Source organism: Streptomyces sp. NBC_00846, assembly GCF_045207325.1.
Classification (GTDB): Bacteria; Actinomycetota; Actinomycetes; order Streptomycetales; family Streptomycetaceae; genus Streptomyces.
Genome location: NZ_CP108846.1, coordinates 7085894 through 7110928 on the forward strand (window position 1 = coordinate 7085894; position 25035 = coordinate 7110928).

The 25035-nt window shown below is 69.4% G+C and carries 24 protein-coding genes and 2 pseudogenes; 9 read left to right on the top strand and 17 right to left on the bottom strand.

The genetic code is table 11. From position 1 onward, the window contains the following. Window positions 1-22: 22 nt before the first annotated feature. Together OG936_RS32430 and OG936_RS32435 are read right to left on the bottom strand one after the other, a co-directional pair. The gene (locus OG936_RS32430; protein WP_406499499.1) at window positions 23-1432 is read right to left on the bottom strand and encodes a cell division protein FtsK; all 1410 of its coding nucleotides are present in this window, start codon (window positions 1430-1432) and stop codon (window positions 23-25) included. Continuing rightward, complete coding sequence (locus OG936_RS32435; RefSeq protein WP_406499500.1) at window positions 1429-1782, bottom strand: hypothetical protein; 354 nt, start codon at window positions 1780-1782, stop codon at window positions 1429-1431. The genes OG936_RS32430 and OG936_RS32435 overlap by 4 nt, the downstream gene beginning before the upstream one ends. A 179-nt stretch (window positions 1783-1961) precedes the next feature. Between OG936_RS32435 and OG936_RS32440 the strand changes: the two genes are divergently transcribed. After that, window positions 1962-2831 carry a GntR family transcriptional regulator gene (locus tag OG936_RS32440; RefSeq protein WP_406499501.1) on the top strand — a complete coding sequence of 290 codons (870 nt, stop codon included), beginning with the start codon at window positions 1962-1964 and terminating at the stop codon, window positions 2829-2831. A 558-nt stretch (window positions 2832-3389) separates the two neighbouring features. Here the strand turns inward: OG936_RS32440 and OG936_RS32445 are convergent. Together OG936_RS32445 and OG936_RS32450 are read right to left on the bottom strand one after the other, a co-directional pair. After that, window positions 3390-3635, bottom strand: coding sequence for a hypothetical protein (locus tag OG936_RS32445; protein WP_109886519.1), 246 nt, complete (start codon window positions 3633-3635; stop codon window positions 3390-3392). Beyond that, window positions 3623-3874: a hypothetical protein gene (locus OG936_RS32450; protein ID WP_406500692.1), complete on the bottom strand. Its 252-nt coding sequence runs from the start codon at window positions 3872-3874 to the stop codon at window positions 3623-3625. Before OG936_RS32450 ends, OG936_RS32445 begins: the two co-directional genes overlap by 13 nt. Before the next feature lie 274 nt (window positions 3875-4148). Between OG936_RS32450 and OG936_RS32455 the strand changes: the two genes are divergently transcribed. Continuing rightward, the gene (locus OG936_RS32455) at window positions 4149-4868 is read left to right on the top strand and encodes an XRE family transcriptional regulator (RefSeq protein WP_406500694.1); all 720 of its coding nucleotides are present in this window, start codon (window positions 4149-4151) and stop codon (window positions 4866-4868) included. A 2-nt stretch (window positions 4869-4870) separates the two neighbouring features. Next, window positions 4871-5341 (top strand): NUDIX domain-containing protein, encoded by a 471-nt coding sequence (locus OG936_RS32460; RefSeq protein ID WP_109886522.1) that lies wholly within the window; start codon window positions 4871-4873, stop codon window positions 5339-5341. A 604-nt stretch (window positions 5342-5945) separates the two neighbouring features. Here OG936_RS32460 and OG936_RS32465 read toward each other — a convergent pair. From OG936_RS32465 to OG936_RS32485, 5 genes and pseudogenes are all read right to left on the bottom strand, one after another. Further along, window positions 5946-6071, bottom strand: a complete 126-nt coding sequence (locus tag OG936_RS32465) for a hypothetical protein (RefSeq protein WP_406499502.1) — start codon at window positions 6069-6071, stop codon at window positions 5946-5948. A 570-nt stretch (window positions 6072-6641) separates the two neighbouring features. Continuing rightward, window positions 6642-7073, bottom strand: a pseudogene (locus tag OG936_RS32470) (tyrosine-type recombinase/integrase); the annotation flags it as partial. A gap of 119 nt (window positions 7074-7192) precedes the next feature. Further along, a complete protein-coding gene (locus OG936_RS32475; protein WP_406499503.1) occupies window positions 7193-8095 on the bottom strand; it encodes a hypothetical protein in 903 nt (300 codons plus the stop codon). Next, window positions 8092-9105 (bottom strand): SPFH domain-containing protein, encoded by a 1014-nt coding sequence (locus OG936_RS32480; RefSeq protein ID WP_406499504.1) that lies wholly within the window; start codon window positions 9103-9105, stop codon window positions 8092-8094. Before OG936_RS32480 ends, OG936_RS32475 begins: the two co-directional genes overlap by 4 nt. 300 nt (window positions 9106-9405) lie before the next feature. Next, a complete protein-coding gene (locus OG936_RS32485; RefSeq protein WP_406499505.1) occupies window positions 9406-10029 on the bottom strand; it encodes a TetR/AcrR family transcriptional regulator in 624 nt (207 codons plus the stop codon). Window positions 10030-10191: 162 nt separating this feature from the next. Between OG936_RS32485 and OG936_RS32490 the strand changes: the two genes are divergently transcribed. After that, window positions 10192-11073 carry a phosphatase PAP2 family protein gene (locus tag OG936_RS32490; RefSeq protein WP_406499506.1) on the top strand — a complete coding sequence of 294 codons (882 nt, stop codon included), beginning with the start codon at window positions 10192-10194 and terminating at the stop codon, window positions 11071-11073. Next, window positions 11070-12029, top strand: coding sequence for a hypothetical protein (locus tag OG936_RS32495; RefSeq protein ID WP_406499507.1), 960 nt, complete (start codon window positions 11070-11072; stop codon window positions 12027-12029). Before OG936_RS32490 ends, OG936_RS32495 begins: the two co-directional genes overlap by 4 nt. An 862-nt stretch (window positions 12030-12891) precedes the next feature. Here OG936_RS32495 and OG936_RS32500 read toward each other — a convergent pair. Together OG936_RS32500 and OG936_RS32505 are read right to left on the bottom strand one after the other, a co-directional pair. Continuing rightward, a complete protein-coding gene (locus OG936_RS32500) occupies window positions 12892-13446 on the bottom strand; it encodes a PadR family transcriptional regulator (RefSeq protein ID WP_406499508.1) in 555 nt (184 codons plus the stop codon). Window positions 13447-13536: 90 nt separating this feature from the next. Next, on the bottom strand, window positions 13537-15552 hold the full coding sequence (locus OG936_RS32505; protein WP_406499509.1) for an FAD-dependent oxidoreductase: 2016 nt from the start codon (window positions 15550-15552) through the stop codon (window positions 13537-13539). A 265-nt stretch (window positions 15553-15817) separates the two neighbouring features. On the opposite strand from OG936_RS32505, the gene OG936_RS32510 reads away from it, so the two are divergent. Continuing rightward, on the top strand, window positions 15818-16345 hold the full coding sequence (locus tag OG936_RS32510) for a DoxX family protein (protein WP_406499510.1): 528 nt from the start codon (window positions 15818-15820) through the stop codon (window positions 16343-16345). A gap of 91 nt (window positions 16346-16436) precedes the next feature. On the opposite strand, the gene OG936_RS32515 is transcribed toward OG936_RS32510, so the two are convergent. From OG936_RS32515 to dnaK, 4 genes are all read right to left on the bottom strand, one after another. Beyond that, entirely contained in the window at window positions 16437-16688 is a 252-nt protein-coding gene (locus tag OG936_RS32515; protein WP_406499511.1) for a hypothetical protein, read from the bottom strand. Window positions 16689-16771: 83 nt separating this feature from the next. After that, window positions 16772-18850: a SpoIIE family protein phosphatase gene (locus OG936_RS32520; RefSeq protein WP_406499512.1), complete on the bottom strand. Its 2079-nt coding sequence runs from the start codon at window positions 18848-18850 to the stop codon at window positions 16772-16774. A 35-nt stretch (window positions 18851-18885) separates the two neighbouring features. Then, complete coding sequence (gene grpE, locus OG936_RS32525) at window positions 18886-19506, bottom strand: nucleotide exchange factor GrpE (RefSeq protein ID WP_406499513.1); 621 nt, start codon at window positions 19504-19506, stop codon at window positions 18886-18888. Beyond that, on the bottom strand, window positions 19503-21389 hold the full coding sequence (gene dnaK, locus OG936_RS32530) for a molecular chaperone DnaK (protein ID WP_406499514.1): 1887 nt from the start codon (window positions 21387-21389) through the stop codon (window positions 19503-19505). The genes grpE and dnaK overlap by 4 nt, the downstream gene beginning before the upstream one ends. A gap of 412 nt (window positions 21390-21801) precedes the next feature. On the opposite strand from dnaK, the gene OG936_RS32535 reads away from it, so the two are divergent. Further along, window positions 21802-22365, top strand: coding sequence for a hemerythrin domain-containing protein (locus OG936_RS32535; RefSeq protein ID WP_406499515.1), 564 nt, complete (start codon window positions 21802-21804; stop codon window positions 22363-22365). A gap of 61 nt (window positions 22366-22426) precedes the next feature. Continuing rightward, window positions 22427-23200, top strand: coding sequence for a VOC family protein (locus tag OG936_RS32540; protein ID WP_406499516.1), 774 nt, complete (start codon window positions 22427-22429; stop codon window positions 23198-23200). A gap of 196 nt (window positions 23201-23396) precedes the next feature. Here OG936_RS32540 and OG936_RS32545 read toward each other — a convergent pair whose 3' ends face one another. Together OG936_RS32545 and cynS are read right to left on the bottom strand one after the other, a co-directional pair. Beyond that, window positions 23397-23843 (bottom strand): Crp/Fnr family transcriptional regulator, encoded by a 447-nt coding sequence (locus OG936_RS32545; RefSeq protein WP_406499517.1) that lies wholly within the window; start codon window positions 23841-23843, stop codon window positions 23397-23399. Window positions 23844-24273: 430 nt separating this feature from the next. Further along, a pseudogene (gene cynS, locus OG936_RS32550) lies at window positions 24274-24555 on the bottom strand (cyanase); the annotation flags it as partial. Window positions 24556-24806: 251 nt separating this feature from the next. Between cynS and OG936_RS32555 the strand changes: the two are divergent. After that, window positions 24807-24980 carry a hypothetical protein gene (locus tag OG936_RS32555; RefSeq protein WP_406499518.1) on the top strand — a complete coding sequence of 58 codons (174 nt, stop codon included), beginning with the start codon at window positions 24807-24809 and terminating at the stop codon, window positions 24978-24980. Window positions 24981-25035 lie beyond the last annotated feature (55 nt).

The following is a 25035-nucleotide window of genomic DNA, read 5'->3' on the forward strand; positions in this document are numbered from 1 at the left end:
CCTCCTTTCCAGTATGGGCTTTTCAGGAATACTTCGTGAGCGACGGCCGGGGTGCCGTGGTCCGGCCGGTCGAGGCGAGGAGGGCGTCCAGGCACAGGTCCGGGTCGGCGGTCAGGTGCGAGGTGGCTTCGGCGACGCGGGCCGCGTCGGCGTCGGAGACGTAGGGGGTGCGGATGCGGGTGTAGCCGGGGCGGCCCTGCATCGCCATCACCGCGACGCCGACGTAGGCGGGGTCCTGCAAGGTGACCGGGCTGGCGTCGGGCCAGTTGCGGATGTCGTCGCCCAGCGCGGCCACCGCGGCTTCCACGGTCTTCTGCGCGAAGGACAGCCCGATGGGGCACACGTCGCGGATGAAGGTGGGGATGGCGTCGCCAGTGGTCTTCTGGCTGATCAGGATCACCAGGATGCCGACGCTGCGGCCCTTCTTGACCAGGTCCTCCACCAGCCGGGCGTTCTCCGCCGTCAGCGCGGCCAGCCGCTTGGTGGTGGCGTCGCTGCCCTTGTACTCGCGGAAGAACGTGTGCGCCTCGTCGATGATCAGAACCGTGAGCGGCCACTCGGGCGAGGGGCCGACGTGCCACATGTTCTTCACGCCCAGCACGTCGCGGATGGTCGCCGAGCGCCGCTTGCGCAGCTCCACCAGGCGCTTGAACAGCGCGTTGGCTTCATCGAGGTCGTCACCGCAGAACGCGAACATCCGCTTGACCAGGTCGGCGTAATCGCCCTCCGAGGCCCGCGATACCTTGCCGTCCGCCGTCACGATCTGCACGGACGAAGACGGCGCGAAGTCGCAGACGAACTTGTTGACCCCCGAGGTCTTGCCCGCACCCGGGACGCCGGCCACGGTCACCCCGGGCACGTTGGCCAAGGACACGCACACCTGCGCGGCGTACTCGTCGATGCCCAGCTCCCAGCGCGTCAGGTCCACGGGCGGGAGGCCGGTGGGCCGATGCGTGGTCGGCGTGGTCAGCGGGTCGGAGCGCACGCCCCGGATCACCACCCTGCCGGGGCCGTCCGGCAGGACGGAGACCCGCGTGCACCGCCAGGCGTCCGCCAGGAACCGCGCCGACTTCTGGTACTCCTCCAGCCCGACCTTCGGCAGCGTGCGCGCCTGGACGATCACGCCGAACGGGTCGGGCTTGACCTTGATCCGGGGAGTCAGCACCCGAGGCGCGGGGGCAGGACCGTCCTTCTGTGCGGTGATCTGCGCGAGCAGACCCGGTGTCTTGTCAGTGACCGTCAGCCCGGCCATCTGAGCCAGCCGCACCCAGCCCCAGCGCACCCGCAGGGCCTGCCGCATGCTCACCCGCGTGCCCCGGTCGGCCCGCACGTAGCGACCCACCGTCACCAGAAGCCACACACCGACCAGGACGGCCACGGCCAGCAGCGCGTCCGGCGCGTATTCCGGCCCGGAATTTTCGAAGCGGATCACTGGGCCGCCTCCTCCGTCACCAGCTCCAGGCGGGCGGCCCGGTAGGCGACGCCGTCGGAGAGCTGACCGTTGAAGATCCGCGCCCACGGGGTCGCGAACAGCTCGACGGGCCGCACCATCGCGCCCGGCTTGAGCCCGGCGGCCAGGCCGGTTTCCGGGACGGTGATCTTCAGGACCTCGGCCCGGCCGTCCTCCATGAGCATCACGGTCACCGTGTACAGCGACGCTCCGGTCTCTCGGTCGGTGGCGACCTCCCCGGTCTGCTGGTCCTTGATCTTCAGCGTCGGGTCGGTGCCCGCGATGCACACCGCCGACGGCAGCAGGGCAACACGGATTCGAGTCATGGCCATGCCATCACACCCTTTGTTCGATGGAGCCGCTTGATCGGCTCGACATGGAGCATAAGGAGATAATCGCTCAACTTGCAAGGTCGATTAGGTTGTGACTTCGATCAGGTTGGTAGGCGGTCAGGTGGGGAACCCGGGGATGTGTCTGTATCGCTACGGCTTGCTGGCGATACCGTGGGGGCATGACCCTGCCCTTGGACGAGGACTCCCGGCCGCCGTACCTCCAGGCCGCCGAGGCCCTGCGGGACGCGATCCTGAACGGTGAGTACCGCTCCGGCGAGCGCCTGCCCTCGGCCAACGTGCTGGGTGATCGGTTCGGGGTGTCCAGCTCCACCGTCCAGAACGCTCTGCGCGTGCTCAAGCAGGAAGGCTTGGTCTACTCCCAGCTCGGCCGGGGCAGCTACGTCAGCGACTCCGTCGGCGGGAGCACCGAAGAGGTCGACGGTGATCATGAGGAAGCCGATGCCGAGGGGCCGGACTGGCCAGTCGGCGTCATCTACAACGGTGATCCCCGACCGCCGTACGCCCAGGTCGCCGACATCCTCCGCCGGGAAATCCTGGAAGGCACCTACCCTCCAGGCTCCCAGCTCCCTCCCGCCCGGGAGATCCAAGAGCGATTCAAAGTCGCCAACTCCACGGCGCAGAACGCCTATCGGCGCCTTAAGCAGGACGGGCTGGTGTACGCGGTCAAGGGACGTGGTGTTTTCGTCCGCCAGGAACCGGAGCCGGGCAAGCACCACGGGACGATCACGAACTACCTGCTGCGCGATGAGATCGCCCGCGAGGCACGTGTGGCCGCCACCGAGTTCGCCGACCTCAGCGACGAGGAGCTGCTGGCGCGGGAAGCAGAGCTCGACCGACGATGGGACGTGGTTCGGGAGGAGCATCAGCGGCTTTACGGCGAGCGCCGGAAGGTCAAGCGGGAGAAGAGCCGACGCGGCCTGTTCCTGCCACCCCTGCATGACGACGACGCCGAGCCGGACATGTCGCCGAGCGAGAAGCTGAACACCGCGCTGGCCGAATCGAAGAAGCGCCGGCAACAGCGGCCCTGACCATCGACCGGGCAACTCGATCAGTGGGTGAGCTGTTCAGAGTTTCTTTACTTGATCAAGGGCGCCCCGCTGACGCGGGCCGCCGCGCGCCGGCGGTCGGCGACCGCCGCCCGCTCCTGTCTGCCGCCCCGCTGGCGACGGCCGCCGACCACTCGGCGCGCAGAGCCCGGGAGCGTAGCCGGACCACCAATCGGAAGCCCCGGTCCGACCCCTCAGCAGCAGGCTGGCCGGGCACCTGAGAGGCCGCCCGGCGGGCTCGCGCCGTCCCGGACGTCCATGCTTGCTGCCTGGCTGGGGGCCGTGACGATGGAGATAACGGGGCTGATGCCGGTGCGGGGTTGAGCGAGACACACGTGGCGGGTGGTCGGTCGGCGCGCCCGCCGTCGTGGCTGACTTTCTGTGGCAGAGGCCAGAACCCCCACGGCCATGGGCACGGCACGCACGGAGGGCCCATCCCTGCCGGGGCTGACGAGTGCGGGGGAGCCTCGTTCGGCTGCGCCCGGCAGGGACGGGAGTCGGGTGGTCAGCGCGGTGCGGCGCCTGGGCGAGCGAGGCGGATCACGTCTGGCGCCAGGTCCGCCAGGGGCGGGTGATGATCTCCCGGTAAGTGTGGTGGGACGGGTTCTGACCGCAGTGCCGCAGCACCCACTCCTGCGGTTCGGCGAAGTCCTCGCTCGTCGGTGAGGTCTCTCCGTCCACGGCGCACTGCATCGCGTACAGGACCGGTTCCGCGTCCGGCTCGCGGTCGGGCTGGAGCGTCCAGGTCTCGTAGCGCAGGACCGAGCGCGGGGTCACCGTCCCCACCTCCGGTTGGCCACGGCCACCTTCGCGCTCAACTCCTCCGTCGGAGTCGGCGTACGTACGTCTTCGGGTGGCACGTCCCACTCCTGGCCACCGCGCGGTGGCCGAAGCTGCACGTACGGCCCCACACGCCCTATCACCACGCCTACCTTGCCGCTTCGCCGGTCGACCACCAGGGCGCCGGCATCGGGCGAGACGGTGTGCCCGTCGGCATCAGGGGTGGGGGCCGTCATCGTGACCACCCCGGCGAGGCGGCGCGGGGCCGGGCGTCCAGTCGCAGGGCGGGAACACGTGGGGTGGCGCTCATTCGCACGGTGACGCTCCTCGGCGGCGTTGATGCGTGCCCCTTGGGCCTGTTGGTGCCGCAGGGTTGGCACCGATCCTCACGCCGGTCACCGGGACGAAGGAACCTCCACCAAACCCCACTTCGGGACGTCCCGCACCGTGTAGAACGTCCCTAGTGCCGTCCTGGGACGAAGGGGGAGACTCGTGCCGAACGAGAGACTACGAGCCGTCATGGCGGCGGGAGGCTGGACGTACGCCGCACTCGCTCAGCAGGTCGAGGTTGACCCCAAGTCGGTCGAGCGCTGGGTGAACCTCGGGCGTACCCCACGTCGTGCCACAGCCCTCCAGGCGGCCAAGGCCCTGGGAGAAGACGTGCACGCACTCTGGCCGGCGCTCCGTCAGGCCCGCCCCGCTCGCGCCATCAGCCCTGAACTGGTCGCGCTCTACGAGCAGCGGGCCGACCTCCCCGTCTCGACGTTCACCGACCTGATGGCCCAGGCCCGGGAGCGGATCGACATCCTCGTCTACGCGGCCGTCTTCCTCCACGAGGCGTACCCGCGGCTGAACGAACTCCTCACCGAACGCGCCGCCGAAGGCTGCACCGTCCGCATCGCGATCGGGGACGCTGACAGCGGCAACGTCCAAGCCCGCGGCCAGGAGGAGCGGTTCGGGCACGGCATCGAATCCCGCTGCCGCCTCGCACTCATGCACTACAAGCCGCTCGCCGGCACCCCCGGCATCGAAGTCCGCACCCACAGCACCACGCTCTACAACTCCCTCTACCGCGCCGACGACCAGCAACTCGTTAACGCACACGTCTGGGGCGTCAACGCGTACGCCGCCCCTGTATGGCATCTTCGCCGACACCAGGAGAGCGGCATGTTCGACACCTACGCCGACAGCTTCGACGCCGTGTGGGCGACCGCGACCCCCGTACGAGAGGAAGACTGACCGTGGCTCGCACCGAGTACTACGACGACCCGAACGCGCCCGAGCCGAACAGCATGGTCGTCGCCGCATCCGCCGTCGTCACCGACGACCACGGGCGCATCCTCCTCCAGCGCCGCCGCGACAACGACCTATGGGCCCTGCCCGGCGGCGGCATGGACCTCACCGACTCCCTGCCCGGCACGGCGGTCCGCGAGGTCAAAGAGGAGACAGGCCTCGACGTGGAGATCACCGGCCTGGTCGGCACCTACACCGACCCGAAACACATCATCGCCTACACCGACGGCGAGGTCCGGCGACAGTTCAACGTCTGCTTCACCGCCCGCATCACCGGCGGCCAACTGACAATCTCCGACGAGTCCACCGAACTCCGGTTCGTGCCGCCGGACGAGATCGAGCAGTTGCCGATGCACCACACCCAACGACTCAGGCTCCAGCACTTCCTGGAACAGCGCGAGAAGCCGTATCTGGGCTGAACCGTCTGACGGCAGTAGCGACGGCAACAACCCCGCACAACCACGGACGCCCGCGCACGTCACCGGACCAGCAAACCGCACTTGACCTGCGAAAAAGCAGGTCGAAGGCTTCGCGTAGCACACGTACTATGTGCTGGCGGGGGCCACCCCCGTACTGGTTCACAATTGCGGAACGGGTCCCCGGGATGGTGTGGGTCTGGGCCCAGATGAACTCATGTCGAGGGCGGAGGGGCTTCGAGATGAGTATGCCGGAGAAATGGCCCAGCTCTCTAATAGGAAGAGGCCAGCCACTGTCACAGCTGGATACAATTCGGAGACCGGACAGTACGCCGCAGGTGCATCGTCTAAGGGTGTCTGCGCAGAGACTTGCGTTGTCAACCAGCTCGGAGGCGATCCGTCGAAGATTGTATTCACTACTGCCGTAAGGCCTCGGACTGGGGCGCCGATCAATATCTGCGTCTCATGCGAAGGTCAGTTCGGTCGTAGTGGGTTCAAGGGGGCGGGTACAGTGTTCGATTCAGACGTATTGAGACTCTTCGATGAATAACGCTTAAGGGTGGTTGGGGCCGATATGGACCTTGAACTGAGACGGCATTCCTGGGGATCACTCCAAGGGGCCTCTGGTGATGCTCGTGTACTCGGGGACGCCCTCCGGGACCTTGCCCATGCTGGCAGCCGGGAGGTTGCGGTGGGCGCTGCGCGCCGGGTAGAGCAGGTCGTATTTGCACAAGGACTTCTATGTGAAGCCTCAACCGCCTTGGCGTCTAGTCTCGTTCATTGCCTATGGCGCTGCTCGGACTATTCTGAAGATCTAATTCTAGGGCTTCTCTCGGATATTTCGGCCGCCGTGGTGAGCGAGAAGGATCCGGGTGTATACGGTCCGGCATCCGAAGCGGAGTGCATGAAAGAGATCAGCCTAGGATATCCGGCCTACGTTGAGATTCTTGAAACGAGCGCAACGGTTGATTCTCGTACGGCGTGTATCGACCTAATTCTCATGTGTGGGCTATTCAGTAGCGAGCTTAGGTCTCGGTCCGTATATTTCCTGGAGAGTGCTCAAGGGCTAGCCGGGCTAGAGGGGAATCTAGGTCTAATTTCTGCCTCGATTGAAGAATTGCGAGACGCTGGCTGATTTTCTCGGAATATTCGAGATATCTCCGATGGTAGGGGTGATGTCGATGTTCAGGGATGAGCCGACTGATCTCCGTCGGATTTGATGTCGCCGAGGATCTGTCGAAGGCCCGCCGGAATGCTTCCGGCGGGCCTTCGGGGCCTTTTGACGGCAACGGTGACGGCAACGTCAGTGGACGACGGCTGCGATGGGTGGGTTTTCAGGGCCGTCGTCGGCCTGGCCGAGTGCTTCGTTGAGGGTGTCGATGGCTTGGCGCTGGAGGCGGAGCCTTACGTGGGCGTAGACGCCGGCGGTGACGCCGATGTGGGCGTGGCCGAGGAGTTCTTTGATCACCACGAGTTCGACGCCTTGCTCCAAGAGTAAGGTGGCGGCGGAGTGCCGTAGGTCGTGGAAGCGGATGCGGCGGAGCCCTGCCCGGTCGAGGAGGGCGCGGAAGTTGCGATTGAGGTTCGCGGGATCGATCGGCCCTCCTGCCAGCGTGCTGAAGACGAGGCCGTTGTCCTTCCAGCCTTCCGCTGCCGCCTCATGTCCTCCTTCCTGTGCTTCACGGTGTTCCTTCAATGAGTGGATGCACTCGCCGGGGAGGGTGATGCGGCGTTCGCGGGGAAGGCCTGCGTACGGTCGATTCTTCGCTGAGGCCGGTCCGCTGCCGCGGTGACCGTCACCACGACTCTCCCACGCGGCGGACGTCACGGCGGCCTCGCCTTCCGCCTCGGCCGTCAGACGGTCAGTCGCAGCGAGGTCGCCGAGATGCCGAGCCGCACGGTCTGACCCCATGTCAGTTCCATCGCGTCCGCCTCCATTCCATCGCCGAAGGCCACCAACCGGTCGGACTCGACGGCGAGCTTCAGCCCTTGTCCGCGCCGCAGTTCGCCCTCGACCAGCGAGGTGCCGGTCGTGGGCGACGGCCAGGCCTCGCGGACGAACCAGAGCAGCCGCGGGTCGGTGGGGGCCGGGAGCCGCAGGGCGCAGTGGCGTTCCTGCCACAGGGAGCGGAGCCAGCCCGTGGCGCCAGTGCCCGTGCCGACCAGGACGCCGGACGAGGCCTGCGGTTCGGCGGGGGCGCCATCGGAATGGTCGGGGCCGATCCGGTAGCGGGCGGTCTGGTGGCCGGGCGGGCCGAGATAGATCTCGTTGAGGGCGAGGAGGCGCTGGGTGTCGTCGGCGACGGCCTCGACCATGGTGAGTTCCTCCGCCGGGCCGCCGGGGGACGCGGCCGCCCGGAGCAGGGCGGCCGCGTCGGACGGCCGGTGGCGTACGAGCACGCCCGGATTGCGTCCGGGGTCGGTGTCGATGCCGACGACGGGCTGGCCGGACAGGTACTTGGCGGCGTTGGCGACCAGCCCGTCCTGTCCGACGACGACCACCACATCCTCGGGCGCGAACAGGAAGCGGTCGAGATCGGCGCGCTCCACCCGGGACTGCCGCCACTGGAGCGGTACGGCCGCCGCGACATCGGCGAGCGCCTGCCGGGTGTGCCGGTGCCGCCGGGCCACCTCGTCGATGGACCGACCGCGGCTGGACAGGAAGAACGCGGCCTGGCCGTGGGTGCCGTGCCGGGCCAGCAACTCCTCGTACTCCGTGGTGCGGTGGACCAGGACCGCGCGCGGGGCGAGGCTCATGTCCGGGACTCCGGGGTGGCCCGGCCGAGCTTGCTGAGCAGGCCGGTGAGGACGTCGGGGGAGACGGTGAGGCTGTCGATGTGCGGCAGGTTCTCGGCCAGGGTGGTCGCTGCCAGGGCATGCAGGGTCGCGGCGTCCACGTCGCCGTGCACCCGCAGCCAGGCTGCCTGGGACTCCGCGCGTGCGGCGCCGACCTCGCGTGCCGCTTCGGCCTCGGCCCGGGCCAGCCGCACCTTGCGGGCTGCCTCGGCCTCGGCGCGCACCCCGTCGGCCGCTGCGTTCTCCTCGGCCTCGCGGCGGGTGTTGGTGCCCCGTTGCTCGACCAACTGCTCCTCGCGGCGCGCCAGTTCGATCTGGCTGGCCAACTCGTTCTCGGCGATGGCCCGTTCCCGCTCAACGGCCACGGCACGGCGCTCGTAGGTGGCCCGGTCCGCCTCCTGCTGGATCTGCTCACGGGCGGGGGTGCGCAGGGCCCGCTCCACCTCGGCCTCGGGGCGGATGGCGACGACCCGCACCGCGACCACGTCGATGCCGGTGGCGGGAAGCCGGGGTTCGGCGGCGAGCCCTGTCGCGACCCGGTGGCGTACCGATGCGACACCGTCGACCAGCGCCTCTGCGAGCGCCGTACGGGCCAGTACGTCCAGCGTGTGCTGCTGGGCGGTCTCGGTGAGCAGTGTGGCGATCTGCTCCAGCGGCGCGCCACGCCAGACCCCGGTGTCCGGGTCCACGGAGAAGTCGAGGCGGGCGGCGGCCTCGGCCGGGTCGCTGATCCGGTACGTCACGGTGGCCTGCACGGTGACGTCCTGGAAGTCGGACGTACGGGCGTGGAAGGCCATCGCCAACTCGCGGTCGTTGACCGGTACCTCGGAGAGCGCGGCAGTCAGCGACCGGTACCAGAAGCTCAGTCCCGGTCCGTCGTGGGCGAGCCGGCCGCGCTTGTGGTGGCGGATGTGGGCGGTGGGCGCGGAGCGCAGATGGCGCCAGCCGAAGCGCCTGGTGATGTCGGCCATGTCGGATCCCCCTTGTTCTCGTCATTAGGACGATAAGGGGGGTGGTCTATATCGTCAAGACGACGAGAATGATCGCTTGTGCGTTGCCCGACTTCGGCGCCCCGGCCCCGCGGCATCACCCGTCACTGCCGGCCTCGGCTGCTGCCGCCACTTCGGGGTCGGGGTGGCAGCGAAACGCGGACGGCCGGTGGCTCCCGAAGGAGTCACCGGCCGCCCGGGTGGTACGCCGCCCCCGTCCCCACGGTGCGGCGCGAGCAGGTCGTCGTCATCCGCTCGGACGGCGACCCACGTTTCTCGGGACTACGGCGCGGGTGCGCCCAGTCCGAGTGCGGGAAGGACGGCACTCTCCATGAAGCGGGTGAGGTATGCCTCATCCGCGTACTTTCCCTCCAGCATCGGCCTGGCGCGCATCACGCCCAGCAGCTGCACGGAGACGAACTCCGCCGCGGGAGTGTCCGCCGGAATCTCGCCGCGCTCCGCGCCGCGCCGGACCATCGCGTCGATCGCCGCGATCTCCGGCGCGATCAGTGTCTCGCGCAGCGCGCACAGCAGCTCGGGGCTCTGCAGCGCGGCATGGCTGAGCGCGTGCACCAGCGGGGTGTCGCGGCGTGCGGCCGTGCCGATGGTCTGGGCCGCCTCGCGCAGATCCCCCACCAGGGTGCCGGTGTCGATCCCCGGGAGCAGTACTCGCCGGGTGCCGTGCAGTGCCGCAACGACCAGCTCGGGCTTCGAGCCCCACTGCCGGTAGAGCGTGGACTTGCCGCAGCGCGTCCGCGAGGCGACCCCCTCCATAGTGAGGGCCTCGTAGCCGCACTCCCTCAGAATGTCGAGCACGGCCGCGTAGAGCTCCTGCGCCCGCTCGGGCGTGATCTTCGAGCGGCGTGACGTGCGTGCCTGTTCCCGCGCGGCTTCCTGCGGCGACATGCGCTTTCCCTCTCAGCGACTCTGCGACGAGGTCCATCGATACGCCAGTGTACCGAAACGCATATGTACCGATACGTTCGCGTATCGCTACACTGTCGTATCGATATGGCGCGGGCCGGACCGTGCCGCCGCAACACCGTTTCGTCAGCAAAGGGGCACCGGATGAGGTACGCCGGTAGCGAGCCCGCAGATCGGGAGCCGGACAGTTCTGCCCGACCGCCCCTCGTCCGCGAGCTACTTCTCGTCGTGGGACTCTTCGTGACCTACAAGCTCGGCCGGCAGGCCGCGACCGGTCACGTCGAGGAGGCATACCGCAACGCCGGAAACGTCTGGGACTTCGAACGGTCCGCGCACCTGCCGGGCGAGGGCGCGGTACAGAGCCTGCTGCTGCACAACGAGACGCTGATCCACCTCGCGAACACCTACTACGCGATCGTGCACTTCCCGGCCACGCTGCTCTTCCTCGTGTGGCTCTACTGGCGCCGCCCGCGCCACTACGTGTGGTCGCGCCGTATCCTCGCCGCGCTCACCGGTGCCGCGCTCGCCCTCCACCTGCTGTTCCCGCTCGCCCCGCCGCGGCTGCTGGCCGCCACCGGACTGGTCGACACCGGCCAGGTGTACGGGCCGACGGTGTACGGGGCGACGCCGGCGACCGACTCGATGGCGAACCAGTTCGCCGCGATGCCCTCGCTGCACTTCGGCTGGGCGGCGATGGTCGCCGTGGGGCTGATCGTCGCCACCCGCAGCCGGTGGCGCTGGCTGTGGCTGCTGCATCCGCTCGTCACCCTGCTGGTCATAGTCGGCACGGCCAACCACTACTGGCTCGACTCGATCGTGGTCTCCGCGCTTCTCGCCCTGGCGTTCGCGGCGTTGCCGCTCCGGCGGACAGAGCCGGTACGCGCACACGTTCCGTGGCCGTCCTCGGCGAGTGCGCCCGCGCCGACGGCCGTGCCCCGGCCCGCCGAGCCCGTCGCGGCGACCGCCCACGCCGCACCGCGGGCCCGCCCCGCGTCCCCTTACGCCTCGTCCGGGGCCTGGCAATGAACGCCACTTCGATCGCCGTCGCGCTGTCCCTCGTCTCCGCCGCCGCGTACGCCTCGGCCGCGGTGGCGCAGGCCCGCCTCGCCGAGCGCACCGAACCCGGCGCGGGATTCCTGAGACTGCTCGGGCGCGGCGCCTGGTGGTGGTCGGTCGGCCTGAACGCGGGTGGTGCGCTGCTGCACGTCGCGGCTCTCAGGTACGGCCCGCTCACGCTCGTCCAGCCGCTCGGCGCCCTCACGCTGGTCGCCGCCGTCCCGCTGGGAGCCAGGGCCGCAGGACGCCGGGTCACCCGGATCGAATGGCGCGGCACGATCCTCACCCTGCTGGGTCTCGGCGCCCTGCTGATGACCGCGGGCGGCACTGCCCCGCAGGAGACACTCAGCCTCCCCGAAGCGCTGGCCGTCGGAGCCGGGACCATGGCCGTCGTCGCCGGACTCGGCCGTCCGGGAACACGTCCCGGTCTGCGGCACGCGGCGGCGTCCGGCATCACCTCCGGTGTCGCTTCCGCGCTCACCCAAACCCTTACCGTGTCCGTCACCGACCACACCGGCCCGCTGCTCAGCTGGCGTGTGGTGATCGTCGCGGTCCTGGTCTCCGCGTTCGCGATGAGCGGGCTGCTGCTGGCCCAGACCGCCTACCGGGGCGGACTGGGCGCGCCGCTGGCCGTTGTCACCCTCGCCAACCCGGTCGCTGCGGCGGCCATCGGCCTGGCCCTGCTCGGCGAACGACTCCAGGGCGGCACGATCGGCCTGGTCCTGGCGCTGCTGGGCACGGCTGCGGCGGTACGAGGCGTGATCCTGCTCAGCCGCGCACAGACGGCGGCCCCGGCCGCAACCGACCGGGCCGTGACCGAGCGGGGGACCGGTTCACCGACACGGGTCGTGATCGGGAGCCGGGGGCCGTTCGACCAGCCGACGCTGCACCCGGAATCGGTCCGGACCCCGGTGGGCGGGCCGTAAGGCGTGGCGGCGACGCCCGGCCCGGAGACGTTTCGCGAAGACGTGACGGTCGATGGTCGAAGTGTCACGTTCAGGAGCAACCCGCCTGCTGACGTGTGGCGTGCGGGAGCGGCGTCTGCCGTTGCTGATCTGCGGACACCTGCAGAGCAAGATCTTGGTTGACGGGAGTGTCGATACGCTCTACGCGTGACGACAGGCGGCTCTCTGGCAACCATGCAGCGATCACTCGGCGATCCGGGCATCAGGTACCCGCTGTGGCCTCCGCTGACCAGAGGCTGTCCCCAGACCAGCACGAGCCGCATCTCCTGCCCCGTCGAGGTCGACTACAACTACGACCAGGTACAGGCCGCCATCTTCTCCTCGGCCGGCAGCACGGGGCGGAGTGGCGGGCTGGATCGGTGGGCACCGTTACTCCCGCCGCCGGTCGCTTCTCCCGCTACTGAACGCGGGTGGCCAGGCGGTTGTTGCGCGCCCGGGCGTTGGCGAGCTCGGCCTGGGGCGAGGGCCGGCTCACCGGCGAGACACCGGCCGGATCCCGGACGCGGATTCCGCGCCGGTCGAACTGCCGGAGGCTGACCCGGTCGACGGCCTCGCGTCGCCGGAGACTGCCGGGCCCAGGACACGGATTGATCCGTCGCTCCCTCCGCGCCGGATCGGAACCCGGGCCCAGAACCGCTGGTGCCAAGTCCTTGTCCGGCCACAACGTCACAGCACACCGGGCCGGCCCCCAGGGAGGCCTCCGGAGACGTTTCGCGAAGACGTGACACTCACCGGCCGAAGTGTCACGTACAAGAACAACCCACCCGCTGACCCGAGCCGTGCGAACCCCCACCTGCTCACCCGCCCTCCGGTGGTGCCGTCCTCAACAGCCCGGCGAGCTCGGCTCCTCGGTCTCATCCTCGGCCAGTGCCCGCGTCAGCCAGCCGATCCAGAAGTTCTCCAGATCGATGCCGCCACGCAGCACCAGATGCCGCAGCCGGTCCTCCTCGGACTTCCGCTCGGGAGGGAAGTCCCGCTGCTCGATCTCCAGATACTCCGCCAGTTGACGACGGTGCAGCCCCAGATGCCGGCGCAGCTCCGCGTTCAGCCCGGGCGCGCCGACGACCGCTGCCGCCCGCATGCGCAGCAGCAGCGGATCCCGGATCTGCTTGGGGTCCTCCGAGCGGGCCACCCATGCGGACAGCGCCTCCCGGCCCGCGGGCAGCACCTCGTACTCCTTCCTCTGCCCACGGGCGGGCTGCTTCGAAGGCAGTACCCGGATCTGCCCGGCCTGCTCCAGCTTCCCCAGCTCGCGGTAGATCTGCTGATGCGTGGCGGACCAGAAATGGCCGATCGACCGGTCGAACCTGCGGGTCAGCTCCAGCCCCGACGACGGCTTTTCGAGCAGGGCGGTGAGGATCGCATAGGGCAGTGACATGGGGTGCATCCTAGGGACGGCCGGGCAGTGGCCCCATGACGGAGGGGCCGGGCCGGCCATGAACCCCCGGGCCGGGGTTGCACGGTTCCGTCACAGCGAAGCCGCGAGCTCCGTGCCCTGGCGGATCGCGCGCTTGGCATCCAGTTCGGCGGCCACATCGGCGCCGCCGATCAAATGGGCGGGACGCCCCGCCGCGAGCAACTCCTCGTGGAGCTCGCGGCGCGGTTCCTGGCCCGCGCAGAGCACCACCGTGTCGACCGGCAGGAGATGCTGTTCGCCGTCGACCGTGAGGTGTAGTCCGTCGTCGTCGATCCGGTCGTAGGCGGCGCCCGCGATCATCGTCACGCCGCGGTGGCGCAACTCGGTGCGGTGGATCCAGCCGGTCGTCTTCCCCAGCCCCGCACCGACCTTGCCCGTCCTGCGTTGGATCAGGTGGACGGTGCGCGACGTCTTCGGACGCTCCGGGGCGCGGAGACCACCCCGGTCGCGGTAGCCGGTGTCGACGCCCCACTGCCGGAAGAACACCTCGGGGTCGAGGCTCGCCGCATCGCCCGAGTCGGTCAGGAATTCGGCGACGTCGAAACCGATCCCGCCCGCTCCGATGATCGCGACCCGGTCACCGACCTGCGCCCCGTCGCGCAGGACATCGAGGTAGCCGACCACGCTGGGGTGGTCCAGGCCCGTTATCGCGGGGGAGCGGGGCGTGACACCGGTGGCGAGGACGACCTCGTCGAAGCCCGCGAGGACGTCCACCGTGGCCCGCGTGCCGAGCCGCAGCTCGACGTTCTCCTCCGCGAGCCGGGTACGGAAGTAGCGCAGCGTTTCGTTGAACTCCTCCTTGCCGGGAACCCTGCGCGCCACGTTCAGCTGCCCGCCGATCTCCTCGGCCGCGTCGAAGAGAGTCACCTCGTGCCCGCGCTCGGACGCCGAGACCGCGCACGCGAGACCGGCGGGCCCGGCGCCCACGACCGCGACCCGCTTGACGGTACGGGTCGGTGACAGGGTGAGTTCGGTCTCGTGGCAGGCGCGCGGATTGACCAGACAGGAGGTGACCCGGCCGCTGAAGACGTGGTCCAGGCAGGCCTGGTTGCAGCCGATGCAGGTGTTGATCGCGTCGGCACGGCCCTCGGCCGCCTTGACGACGAAGTCCGGGTCGGCGAGGAACGGCCGGGCCATCGAGACCATGTCCGCCCGGCCCGACGCGAGGATCTCCTCGGCGACCTCGGGTGTGTTGATGCGGTTGCTCGTCACCAGCGGTACGGAAACGGCACCGCGCACCCGCTCGGTGACCCAGGTGTAGGCGCCGCGCGGCACGGACGTGGCGATGGTGGGGATACGGGCCTCGTGCCAGCCGATACCCGTATTGATGATCGTCGCGCCGGCGGATTCGATCTCGCGGGCGAGCCGCACGACCTCCTCCAGTGAAGAACCGCCGGGCACCAGATCCAGCATGGAGAGCCGGTAGATCAGGATGAAATCGCTGCCGACCCGCTCACGGACCCGGCGCACGATCTCGACGGGAAACCGGATGCGGTTCTCGTACGAGCCGCCCCAGCGGTCGGTGCGCCGATTGGTGGCGGCGGCGATGAACTCATTGATCAGATAGCCCTCGGAGCCCATGATCTCGACACCGTCGTACCCGGCACGACGCGCGAGCTCCGCGGCCCTGGCGAAGTCCTCGATGGTCTCCTCGACCTCGTCGTCGTCGAGGGCGTGCGGAGTGAAGGCGCTGATCGGTGCCTGGATCGCGCTGGGCGCGACCAGATCGGGATGGTGCGCGTACCGGCCGAAATGCAGGATCTGCATGGCGATCCGGCCGCCCGCCCCGTGCACGGCGGCGGTGACCTGTGCGTGCTGCTCGGCCTCCGCCTCGGTGGTCATCTTGGCGCCGCCGGGAAAGGAGCAGGCCCGGGCGTTCGGGGCGATCCCGCCGGTGACCATCAGGCCGACGCCGCCCCGCGCACGTTCCGCGTAGAAGGCGGCCATCCGCTCGAAGCCGCGCTCGACCTCCTCCAGACCGATGTGCATCGACCCCATCAGCACCCGGTTGGGGAGAGTGGTGAACCCGAGGTCGAGCGGGCTCAGCAGATTCGGGTACGGGCTCATGCGGCGGCTCCTCACGCAGTGTCGTTGCGCCAGTTGTAGACCAGGGGAACACCATTATGCAACAAGTTGCATAATGGTGTTCGTCGCAGAGCCGCGTGTGCGGTCGTCCCCCGGACGGCGTAACACCAGGGCCCGTCGGCACCTCGGGTCACGGAGAGTGGAACCGCGGCACCCGCCCGCCACGGCGCATCGGGTGGCGTGTCCGGCTCCCACGCACGACCCCGGACCCCTTCCCCACTCGCCCCCGAACCCCGCGGAGACTCCCATGGCCTGCCTCGACCGGCGTGACCTCGGCCTGCTCGTCCTGCGCGTCGGCACCGGCGCGGTACTGGCCGCGCACGGCACCCAGAAGCTGGCCGGCTGGTTCGGCGGCGGAGGCATCGAAGGAACCACCGCCGCGATGGAGGCCATGGGCTTCCACCCGCCGAAGCACAGTGCGGTCGCCGCCGGGCTCGGCGAGGCGGGCGGCGGTGCACTGCTGGCACTCGGCCTCGCCACCCCGGTGGCCGGTGCGGCCGCGGCCGGGGCGATGGCGGGGGCCGTGGCCGTCCACGCGCCCGCCGGATTCTACGCCCAGGGCGGTGGCTACGAGTACCCGGCCTTCCTCGGCTTCACCGCCGCGGCGGTCGGCCTGATCGGACCCGGTCGGTACTCCGTCGACCACGCGACCCGTCACGTTTTCAACAAGCCATGGGTGGTCGCCCTCGCCTTCGCGGGCAGCGCGGTCGCGGCTGCGGCCGTTGTCGGCCGGCGCGCCAAGGGCCGGGCCGTGATCGACCCCGACACGACCTGACCACCCGACAGGACAGGGACCGGACGGCGCCCCAGGGAGGGAGCCGCCCGGTCCCGACCGCACTACTTGCGGAACACCGGTCCCGGTCGCACTACTTGCCGAACGTCAGCGACGCGGCCGGGGAGGTGTTCCCGTACGCGTCGACGGCGACGACCCGCGCCACGTACCGCTTGCCCGCGACCGCGCCCGGCACCGGGACGTCGAGGGTGTTGGGGCGCGGCGTGAAGCAGAAGTCCGAGAGGACCTTGGACGAGACGACCGAGGCACCCGTCGACGCGTCCGTGATGTCGACGTCGTAGTGGTGCACCATCTGGTCGTCCTCGGCCTGCGCGATCCGCAGCACCGTGCCGCCCGCCGCGTCGGATACCCGGGACAGCGGCTGACGGGTGGTGAACTCCGGTGCCTCGGTCCCTCCGGCCGTCTTCGTCAGGGGCGCGGTCGGGGACGGGCGATGAGTATGGCCACGTCGTCGTGATCGTCCGGATCGCGCAGCGTGTCCAGGAGCCGGTCGCAGGTTTCGTCCAACGAGCGGTCGGGGCCGTCGAGTACGTCGAGGAGGACGTTCAGGCGCTCGTCGATGGCAACACGGCGTGTTTCGACCAGTCCATCGGTATAGAGAACCAGTTGATCACCCGGGTGCAGGGGGACGGTGGCCGCCTCGAAGGGGACGCCGCCTACTCCGAGAGGCGCACCCGTGGGCAGGTCGAGCAGTTCGGGGCGCTGACCGGCGCGGGTCAACGCGGGGGGTGGGTGTCCGGCCGCGGCAATGTGGCACCGGTCGCTGTGCGGGTCGTATTCCGCGTAGACGCAGGTGGCGATGTACGGCTCCAGACCCGCGGTGATCCTGTCGAGGTGCCGCAACACCTCGGCGGGCGGCAGGTCGAGGCCGGCCAGAGTGGCGGTGGCGGTGCGCAGGCGGCCCATCGCGGCGGCCGCGTCGATGCCGCTGCCCATCACGTCGCCCACCACGAGCGCGGTCCTGTCCCCCGCGAGCGGAATGACGTCGAACCAGTCGCCGCCGACCTCCGTCGAGGTTCCGGCCGGTTCGTAGCGGGTGGCGACCTCCAGAAGCTCGGGCGGCGCAGGCTGCGGCAGCAGACTGCGCTGGAGTGTCACCGCGGTGTTGCGGACGCTCTGGTACAGGCGGGCGTTGTCGAGGGACACCGCGGTCCGGCCGGCCAGCTCGCCCGCCAGAGTGACGTCGTCCTCGGTGAAGGAGGCCGGATTGCGGCCGCGCATCAGGCTCAGGACGCCGAACGCCCCGCCCAGGGTGGCCAGGGGTATCGCGAGATACGAATGGATCCCGGCGCCGGCCAGGACCGCGGCGGATCCGGGGTCGCGGGCGATGCGTGCCAGATCCCAGTCGTCGACGTGCTTCACGATGACGGGGTGGCCGGTCCGTACGCACCGGGTGGGCAGCCGATTGGCGTCGTAACCGACCAGGTCGTCGGGCCTCCCCACGGCGGCGGCCGCCTCGGTGAGGCAGCCGGCTTCCACGGCGAGAGTGCGAAAGAGCACCGGGCCGTTGGTAGGTGTAGCGGGGCGGCGGTCGTCCAGGGCGGAGTCGAGTACGTCCACGACCGCGACGTCGGCGAGTTCGGGCACCGCGACATCGGCCAGCTCGCGGGCCGTCTGTTCCATCTCCAGGCTGGTGCCGATACGGGCGGAGCCCTCGGCGATCAGGGCCAGACGCTGCCGGGCCTGGGCCGCCGCCGTGATCGCGCCGTACCGATCGGTGACTTCCACCACCGACGTGGCGACGCCCAGCACTTCGCCATGGGGATCCTCCAGCCGGTAGACGGAGACGGACCAGGCACGATCGGTGTCGGGGTCGGCCGGGGTGCGGCCAATGGTGTACCTGTCGACTTGCGGGATTCCGGTCTCGAGCACTTCCCTGACCGCCGCCTCGGACGCGTCGACACTGACCGAGGGCAGGACTTCGCGGAATCCCCGGCCGAGGTGGTCCTTGGCGGACAGGCCGTGCAACCGTTCCATCGCCGGATTGACGGCGACATACCGTAGATCGGTGTCCAGCAACTCCAACCCGATCGGCGACTGGGCGATCAGCTGCGTGGACAACGCCACGTCCCGTTCCACTTCACGCAGCTTCGACGCGTCCGTGACGATGCCCAGGGTGTAGAACTCCCCCTGTCCCACCGGTAGTCGTGCGCAGCGGAATTCGACCGACCGCGTACCGCCGTCCTTGTGCCGGACGGGAAAGACGCCGACCCAGCCCTCGCCGGTCTCCACCATCTGCTCGCACTTGCCGGCCACCAGATTCATGTACGCCTCATGGACCAGCAGTTGTGCCGCGTTTCGGCCCTGCACCTCCTGTGCGGAGTAGCCGAACAGTTTCTCGGCCTGCGGGCCCCACAACACGATCCGCCCGGCGGCGTCCAGTGCCACCACCGCCGCGCGGACCGCGTCCAGTACGCCGGTCGGCTGCTCAAAAAATCGGGCGTCGGGCGCGTCGTTGCCGGCGCCGAAGGATTCCGCTTGGCTCATACCGAGCGCTCCTTTCATCCGCCGGCACCGCGGGGCTACGCGGCGGAGTCGGGCCCCGTCACCGCCACCTGGGCCGGTCTCAGGAGGTGGTCGCCGACCCGGTAGCCGTGCCGCAGCACCTCGGTGCATACGGCCTCACGGGCCCCGCCGCAGGCGTAGTACGTGATCGCCTCGTGGGCATGGGGGTCGAAGGGCTCACCCGCCGCACCGACGGTCCGCAGGCCCAGGGCGGCGAGCCGGTCCTGGAGCGTGCCGGAGAGAACAGCCGCCGCGCCGTGGTCGTCGCCCTGCCGGCGGACCTCTTCCACGACATCCAGGACCGGAAGCAGACCGGTGAGGACATTGACCACGGCGATCTCCCGTATCGCCAGGCGGTCGCGGCGCACCCGCTTGCGGTAGTTGTCGTACTCGGCTTTCAGCCGCTGCAGGTCCGCGGTCAACTCCGCGATCTGCTCACGCGGTCGTGCCTCGTCCAGCCGTGCGTCATGCATGCGTGCCTCGTCCAGCCGTGCACCTTCGGCTCCCGCTCGCGCCCGACCGGTCCCCGCGTCCCGGCGGCGCCGGGACGGAAGGGTGACCGGGGCGGGCCCGCGCCAGTCGCGCACCAGCACAAGTGGCCGCTCGCTCTGATGCCGGAGGTGCGGGTTCTTGTTCATCCGGTGCCTCCCTTCTGCTCGTCGTCGATGATCTCCGCATCGACGACCTCCTCCTCACCGGTGCCCGTGCCTCCGGGCGTGCCGCTGCCGGCCGTACCGCCTCCAGTGGATTGGCTGCCCTGCGCCTGCGCGTACAGGGCGGTCCCGATCCGCTGCGCGGCCGCCGCCGCCTTCTCGGTGGCGGTACGGATCTCGGCTGTATTGTCGCCCTCGGCGGACTCGACCTTGAGCTTTTCCTTGAGCTCGGCCACAGCGGCCTCGGTCTCGGAACGCACATCCGCCGGGATCTTGTCGGCGTTGTCCCGCAGCAGTTGCTCGGTCTGGTAGACCAGGCCCTCCGCCTGGTTGCGGGTCTCGGCGGCCTCCTTGCGCCGACGGTCCTCCTCCGCGTGCTGCTCGGCCTCGCGCATCATGCGGTCGATGTCGTCCTTCGGCAGCGAGGAGCCGCCGGTGACGGTCATCTTCTGCTCCTTGCCGGTGCCGAGGTCCTTGGCGGTGACGTGCATGATGCCGTTCGCGTCGATGTCGAACGCGACCTCGATCTGCGGGACGCCACGCGGGGCCGGCGGCAGGCCGGTCAGCTCGAACATTCCGAGCTTCTTGTTGTACGCCGCGATCTCGCGCTCGCCCTGGTAGACCTGGATCTGGACGGACGGCTGGTTGTCCTCGGCCGTCGTGAAGATCTCGGAGCGCTTGGTCGGGATCGTGGTGTTGCGCTCGATGAGCTTCGTCATGATGCCGCCCTTGGTCTCGATGCCGAGGGACAGCGGGGTGACATCGAGCAGCAGGACGTCCTTGACCTCGCCCTTGAGGACACCGGCCTGGAGCGAGGCACCGATGGCGACGACCTCGTCCGGGTTCACACCCTTGTGCGGGTCCTTACCGGTCAGCTCCCTCACCAGCTCGGTCACCGCCGGCATCCGCGTCGAACCGCCCACCAGAATCACGTGATCGATGTCCGGCACCTTGATCCCGGCGTCCTTGACCGCGTTGTGGAACGGACCCTTGCAGCGCTCCAGCAGAGGCGCCGTGAGCTGCTCGAACTGTGCACGCGTCAGCTTCTCTTCCAGATGCAGCGGGCCCTCGGCCGACGCCGTGATGTAGGGCAGGTTGATCGTCGTCTCGGTCGCCGACGACAGCTCGACCTTCGCCTTCTCCGCGGCCTCGCGCAGACGCTGGAGCGCCATCTTGTCCTTGGACAGGTCCACGCCGTAACCGTTCTTGAACTGCTTCACCAGGTGGTCGACGACCTGCTGGTCCCAGTCGTCACCACCGAGGTGGGTGTCACCATTGGTCGCCTTCACCTCCACCAGGCCCTCGCCGATCTCCAGCAGCGATACGTCGAACGTGCCGCCACCGAGGTCGAAGACGAGGATCGTCTGGTCGTTCTCCTTGTCCAGGCCGTACGCCAGTGCGGCGGACGTCGGCTCGTTGATGATCCGCAGCACCTTCAGGCCCGCGATCTGTCCCGCTTCCTTGGTCGCGGTGCGCTGAGAGTCGTTGAAGTACGCCGGGACGGTGATCACCGCGTCGGTGACGTCCTCCCCGAGATGCGCCTCGGCATCCCGCTTCAGCTTCTGCAGCACCCGGGCGGAGAGTTCCTGCGCGGTGTACCGCTTGCCGTCGATGTCGCCGGACTCCGGGAAACGCCAATGAGCGTCCCCCATGTGCCGCTTGACCGACCGCGCCGTGCGCTCGACGTTCGTCACCGCCTGCCGCTTGGCGACCTCACCGACCAGTACCTCGCCGTTCTTCGCGAAGGCGACCACCGACGGAGTGGTCCGCGCTCCCTCGGTGTTCGCGATGACCGTCGGCTCGCCGGCCTCGAGCGCGGACACCACGGAGTTCGTCGTTCCCAGGTCAATGCCCACTGCCCGCGCCATCGCTGCCTCCTTTGCCCGTCATCATCCGCATGACATCGCATTTGTCATCCTTTGGACGACATTTTACAACCGGATGGAGCCGAAGCGCATGGGCGGATCGAGTCGGTGACGATGTTCCCGGCACGGGCGAGGCGGTCGGCGGCTCCCGCCCTTCGGCAGGCGTCGACAGGGTGTCGAGCCGGTGGCCACGGCGTGCGGGCGGCAATGCGGGATCGGGCGTGGACGCAGCGGCTCCGGAGTGCGGTGATGCTGCGCCGGGTACACGGTGAGGGCATGAGCCCGACCTGGGAATCGTCCTCCACAGCCCCTCGTCGGCCGAGTGGCGAAGGCGCACGGCCGGCTACGGGAACGGACCGAAGCACCCGCACCCCGCGCCGAGGCGCGACGAACCCGACCTGAGAAGGGGACCGTCATGGTCCACAGCGGCAACGTGATCGCTGAACTCACGGCCGATCACCGTGAGGTGGAGGAGCTCTTCGCCCGGATCGAGGCACAGCCGGTCGATCATCCCCAGCGGCGTGTACTGGCGAACCGGCTGACGGCGGAGCTGGTGCGGCACTCGGTGGCCGAGGAGATGCACCTGTTCCCGGCCCTTCGGAGAAACGTCCGCGACGGAAAGGGACTGGCGGCCGAGGAACTCGACGAACACGCCCAGGTCGAGCAGCTGCTCAAGGACCTCGAAGGCATGCACGCCAATGATCCGCAGTTCGACGACACCGTCGCGCAGCTGAAGGCGGAGGTTACCTCCCACATCGACGAGGAGGAGCGCGACCTGTTTCCGAAGCTCGCGGCCTCCTGTTCCCCCGAGAAGCTGGACGAGCTGGGAGAGCTGGTGCGCCGGTCCAAGGGGACGGCTCCCACCCGCCCGCACCCCTTGCTCCCCGACACCCCGCCCGCCAACAAACTGCTCGCCCCCGGCGCGGGGCTGGTGGACCGCGTACGCGACCTGCTGAGCGGCCGCACCACCAAAGCCTGAAGTCCGGGCCACGCTTCGCCACCCGTGACCCGGACGACTTGTTCACCGGAAGGAGCATCGAATGCCGGCCCTCGAACGGATCACGCCGGTCGCCGGGGCGCCCTGCTGGGTGAACCTGATGGCACGCGACCTGCACGCGGCGCAGTCCTTCTACACCGAGGTCATGGACTGGGAATTCCGTGCCAGCACCCTCGGGAACAACTTCTCCGTCGCCATGGCGCACGGCGAACCCGTCGCCGGAATCGGAGCCTGTTCACCCGGCGGCCCTCCCACCGTCTGGACCCCGTACTTCGCTGTCCGGGACGCCGACGAGACGGCCGACCGGGTCCGGGAACGCGGCGCCACGCTCGCGATCGGTCCGCTCAAGCTCGGCGCGGGGCGCGCCGCTTTCGCCGCCGACCGTGACGGGGCCGTCTTCGGTTTCTGGGAGGGCCCGGCCCTGGCCTGGTCGGTGGGGCGGGGCAGCGCCCCCGCGCGGCTCGACCTGCAGACCCGCCACGCGTTCGAGGCCGCCATCTTCTACGCCGAGGTCTTCGACTGGGCCCAACCGCCGGGCGGCTGCACGGTCGACTACGCGCAGGACCACGTCCTCGTCCAGCTCGCGGGACACACCGTCGCCACCCTGCGCGGCGGAGGCATCGAAACCGCCCCGGACCCGAAGATCAGGGCCCGGTGGAACGTCGACTTCCACGTCCAGAACGGCAAAAAGGCCGCCGCGGCCGCCATCGATGCCGGGGGCGACTCCTCACCGGTTTCCTCGCTCGCCGGTTCCGCGAAGGACGCCTTCGTCATCCGCGACCCGGACGGCGGCCTCTTCACGGTGTCCGACGACTGACGCGGCGGGAACATCGACTCCGGGAGCATCGACTCCGGGAGCATCGACTCCGGGATAACGACTCAGGCGGCACCGACCTCCCGCCTCTGTCCCCGGACGGCGGTCCGACGTACTCCCACGGTGCCCGGCGCGACCATGGGCGGATACCTCGGGACCTCCGGGGCCGAGACTCCCAGGACCCCCGGGACCGGGACTCTCAGGCCCGCGCGGCGGATTCGTAGAGGTCCAGCAGCCGGCCGCGCGTCGCGTGCAGCCGTTGGGTGAGTACCAGGCCGACCCATTGACTGATCGCGAATCCGAACTCGGGGTCGGACCGGCAGAGCGCGCGGATCTGGGATGCGTCGAACTGGTACGCGCGGACGGGGCTCACCGTCTCGGCTCCGAGCTCCCACTCGAAGGGCGGGAAGAGCCAGGACAGCCCGATCAGCTCGCCCGGCCCCAGGGACTCGATTTCCGCGCGACGCCGGTGCGGAAGCTGTGAGTCGAGGGTCACGGTGCCCGTCTTCATGATCCAGAAGTGGTCGGCAGTCGTGTGTTCCTCGAAGAGCCGGTGCCCGGCGGGGAAGAAGACGTTGTCGGCAAGGCTCAGGAGACGGTCGCGGTGTGCGGGCGACAGAGACGTGACTTTGAATGTGGTGGTCATCGGAGAACTCCTCCGAGGAACGGCTCTGCGGAGGGCGGAACCTCCGGCTGCCGTACGGCGTGCCCGGCATGGCATCGCGTGGACCCGTGGGACGCGGCGTGCGATGGACATGGCCCGAGCGCGTCGGCTCGTGCGGTCACGAGGTTCTGCCGACCTCTCGTAGAGGAGTTGTTCCCCATCACGGCCGAAGTACGCGACCGGCCGCCCGCGAGACCAGCCTGTCCTGTACCGCTGCCGTGATCGCGTCGGGCGGCTCCGTCACTGCGTGTGGCAGGTGTTGGGCCGAGCGTGGCCGGTCCGGCCGAGGGCGGCCGGCGGGACGCTCACGGGCGCGGGCACGGGCACGGCGTCGGCACTGGTACGGGCGGCGGGCCGGGAGCTTTGATCCGGCCTGCCGCGTCGTAGGCCGCTGACCTGTGTCGACGTACGGTCAGAAGGGCTTGGTGGGCAGGTACTTGCCGTCGAGGGTGATGACGGCGCGCTCGCCGCCCTCGGGGTCGGCGACCTTCTTGACGTCGAGCTTGAAATTGATGGCGCTGATGATGCCGTCACCGAACTGCTCGTGGACGAGGGCCTTGAGGGTGGTGCCGTAGACCTGGAGCATCTCGTAGAAGCGGTAGATCGTCGGGTCGGTGGGGATGCCGCCCTCGATGGAGCCGCGAGCCGGGATGGTCTGCAGCAGCAGCACCGCGTCCTCGTCCAGTTCCAGCAGCTTCCCATCGTGGCTGTCCGCCCCCAACGGGCTGACGTCATTCACCATGCATGACCCGTCCCTATAGAGTCCAAGACTTGATACCCATGACTGCCATTGGTGACATCTATAGGCCGTTCGGGCGGGCTGGGAGGCCGACGTCGTACGGAGTGTGGCGGCGGGTTCGTCCCGGGGTATGCCAAACCTGCTCGGTCTCGGCCCGATGCGGGAATGAGCGGCGTGGCAGGGGGGAACGCACACTGCGCAGCCGGATGCGCCGGCTGCTGGGACGCCGCGACGACCTCGTGGGCGTCGCGAAGAGGCGCGAAGATCTCTACGACGCGATCGCGAACCGCGATGTTCCACGCGTCGAGGAGCCGGTCATGAAGCACCTGGAGACGGGCCGCAGCGCGACCGCGGCGCATTTACCGGGCTCCAACGAGTAACCGACGCAAGCCGGTTGAGCGGGTATCGGTGCGAATCTCTGTGCCGACACGGCGC

Bases quoted from the DNA above. Each gene is read 5' to 3' on its own strand.
- OG936_RS32540 (WP_406499516.1), top strand. From the start codon at position 22,427: ATGCCGGCCCTCGAACGGATCACGCCGGTCGCCGGGGCGCCCTGCTGG.
- OG936_RS32545 (WP_406499517.1), bottom strand. From the start codon at position 23,843: ATGACCACCACATTCAAAGTCACGTCTCTGTCGCCCGCACACCGCGAC.
- OG936_RS32455 (WP_406500694.1), top strand. From the start codon at position 4,149: ATGGCGGCGGGAGGCTGGACGTACGCCGCACTCGCTCAGCAGGTCGAG.
- OG936_RS32485 (WP_406499505.1), bottom strand. From the start codon at position 10,029: ATGTCGCCGCAGGAAGCCGCGCGGGAACAGGCACGCACGTCACGCCGC.
- OG936_RS32480 (WP_406499504.1), bottom strand. From the start codon at position 9,105: ATGGCCGACATCACCAGGCGCTTCGGCTGGCGCCATCTGCGCTCCGCG.
- grpE (WP_406499513.1), bottom strand. From the start codon at position 19,506: ATGAACAAGAACCCGCACCTCCGGCATCAGAGCGAGCGGCCACTTGTG.
- OG936_RS32520 (WP_406499512.1), bottom strand. From the start codon at position 18,850: ATGAGCCAAGCGGAATCCTTCGGCGCCGGCAACGACGCGCCCGACGCC.
- OG936_RS32475 (WP_406499503.1), bottom strand. From the start codon at position 8,095: ATGAGCCTCGCCCCGCGCGCGGTCCTGGTCCACCGCACCACGGAGTAC.
- OG936_RS32505 (WP_406499509.1), bottom strand. From the start codon at position 15,552: ATGAGCCCGTACCCGAATCTGCTGAGCCCGCTCGACCTCGGGTTCACC.
- OG936_RS32555 (WP_406499518.1), top strand. From the start codon at position 24,807: ATGCGCCGGCTGCTGGGACGCCGCGACGACCTCGTGGGCGTCGCGAAG.
- dnaK (WP_406499514.1), bottom strand. From the start codon at position 21,389: ATGGCGCGGGCAGTGGGCATTGACCTGGGAACGACGAACTCCGTGGTG.
- OG936_RS32500 (WP_406499508.1), bottom strand. From the start codon at position 13,446: ATGTCACTGCCCTATGCGATCCTCACCGCCCTGCTCGAAAAGCCGTCG.
- OG936_RS32435 (WP_406499500.1), bottom strand. From the start codon at position 1,782: ATGGCCATGACTCGAATCCGTGTTGCCCTGCTGCCGTCGGCGGTGTGC.
- OG936_RS32535 (WP_406499515.1), top strand. From the start codon at position 21,802: ATGGTCCACAGCGGCAACGTGATCGCTGAACTCACGGCCGATCACCGT.
- OG936_RS32440 (WP_406499501.1), top strand. From the start codon at position 1,962: ATGACCCTGCCCTTGGACGAGGACTCCCGGCCGCCGTACCTCCAGGCC.
- OG936_RS32495 (WP_406499507.1), top strand. From the start codon at position 11,070: ATGAACGCCACTTCGATCGCCGTCGCGCTGTCCCTCGTCTCCGCCGCC.
- OG936_RS32510 (WP_406499510.1), top strand. From the start codon at position 15,818: ATGGCCTGCCTCGACCGGCGTGACCTCGGCCTGCTCGTCCTGCGCGTC.
- OG936_RS32490 (WP_406499506.1), top strand. From the start codon at position 10,192: ATGAGGTACGCCGGTAGCGAGCCCGCAGATCGGGAGCCGGACAGTTCT.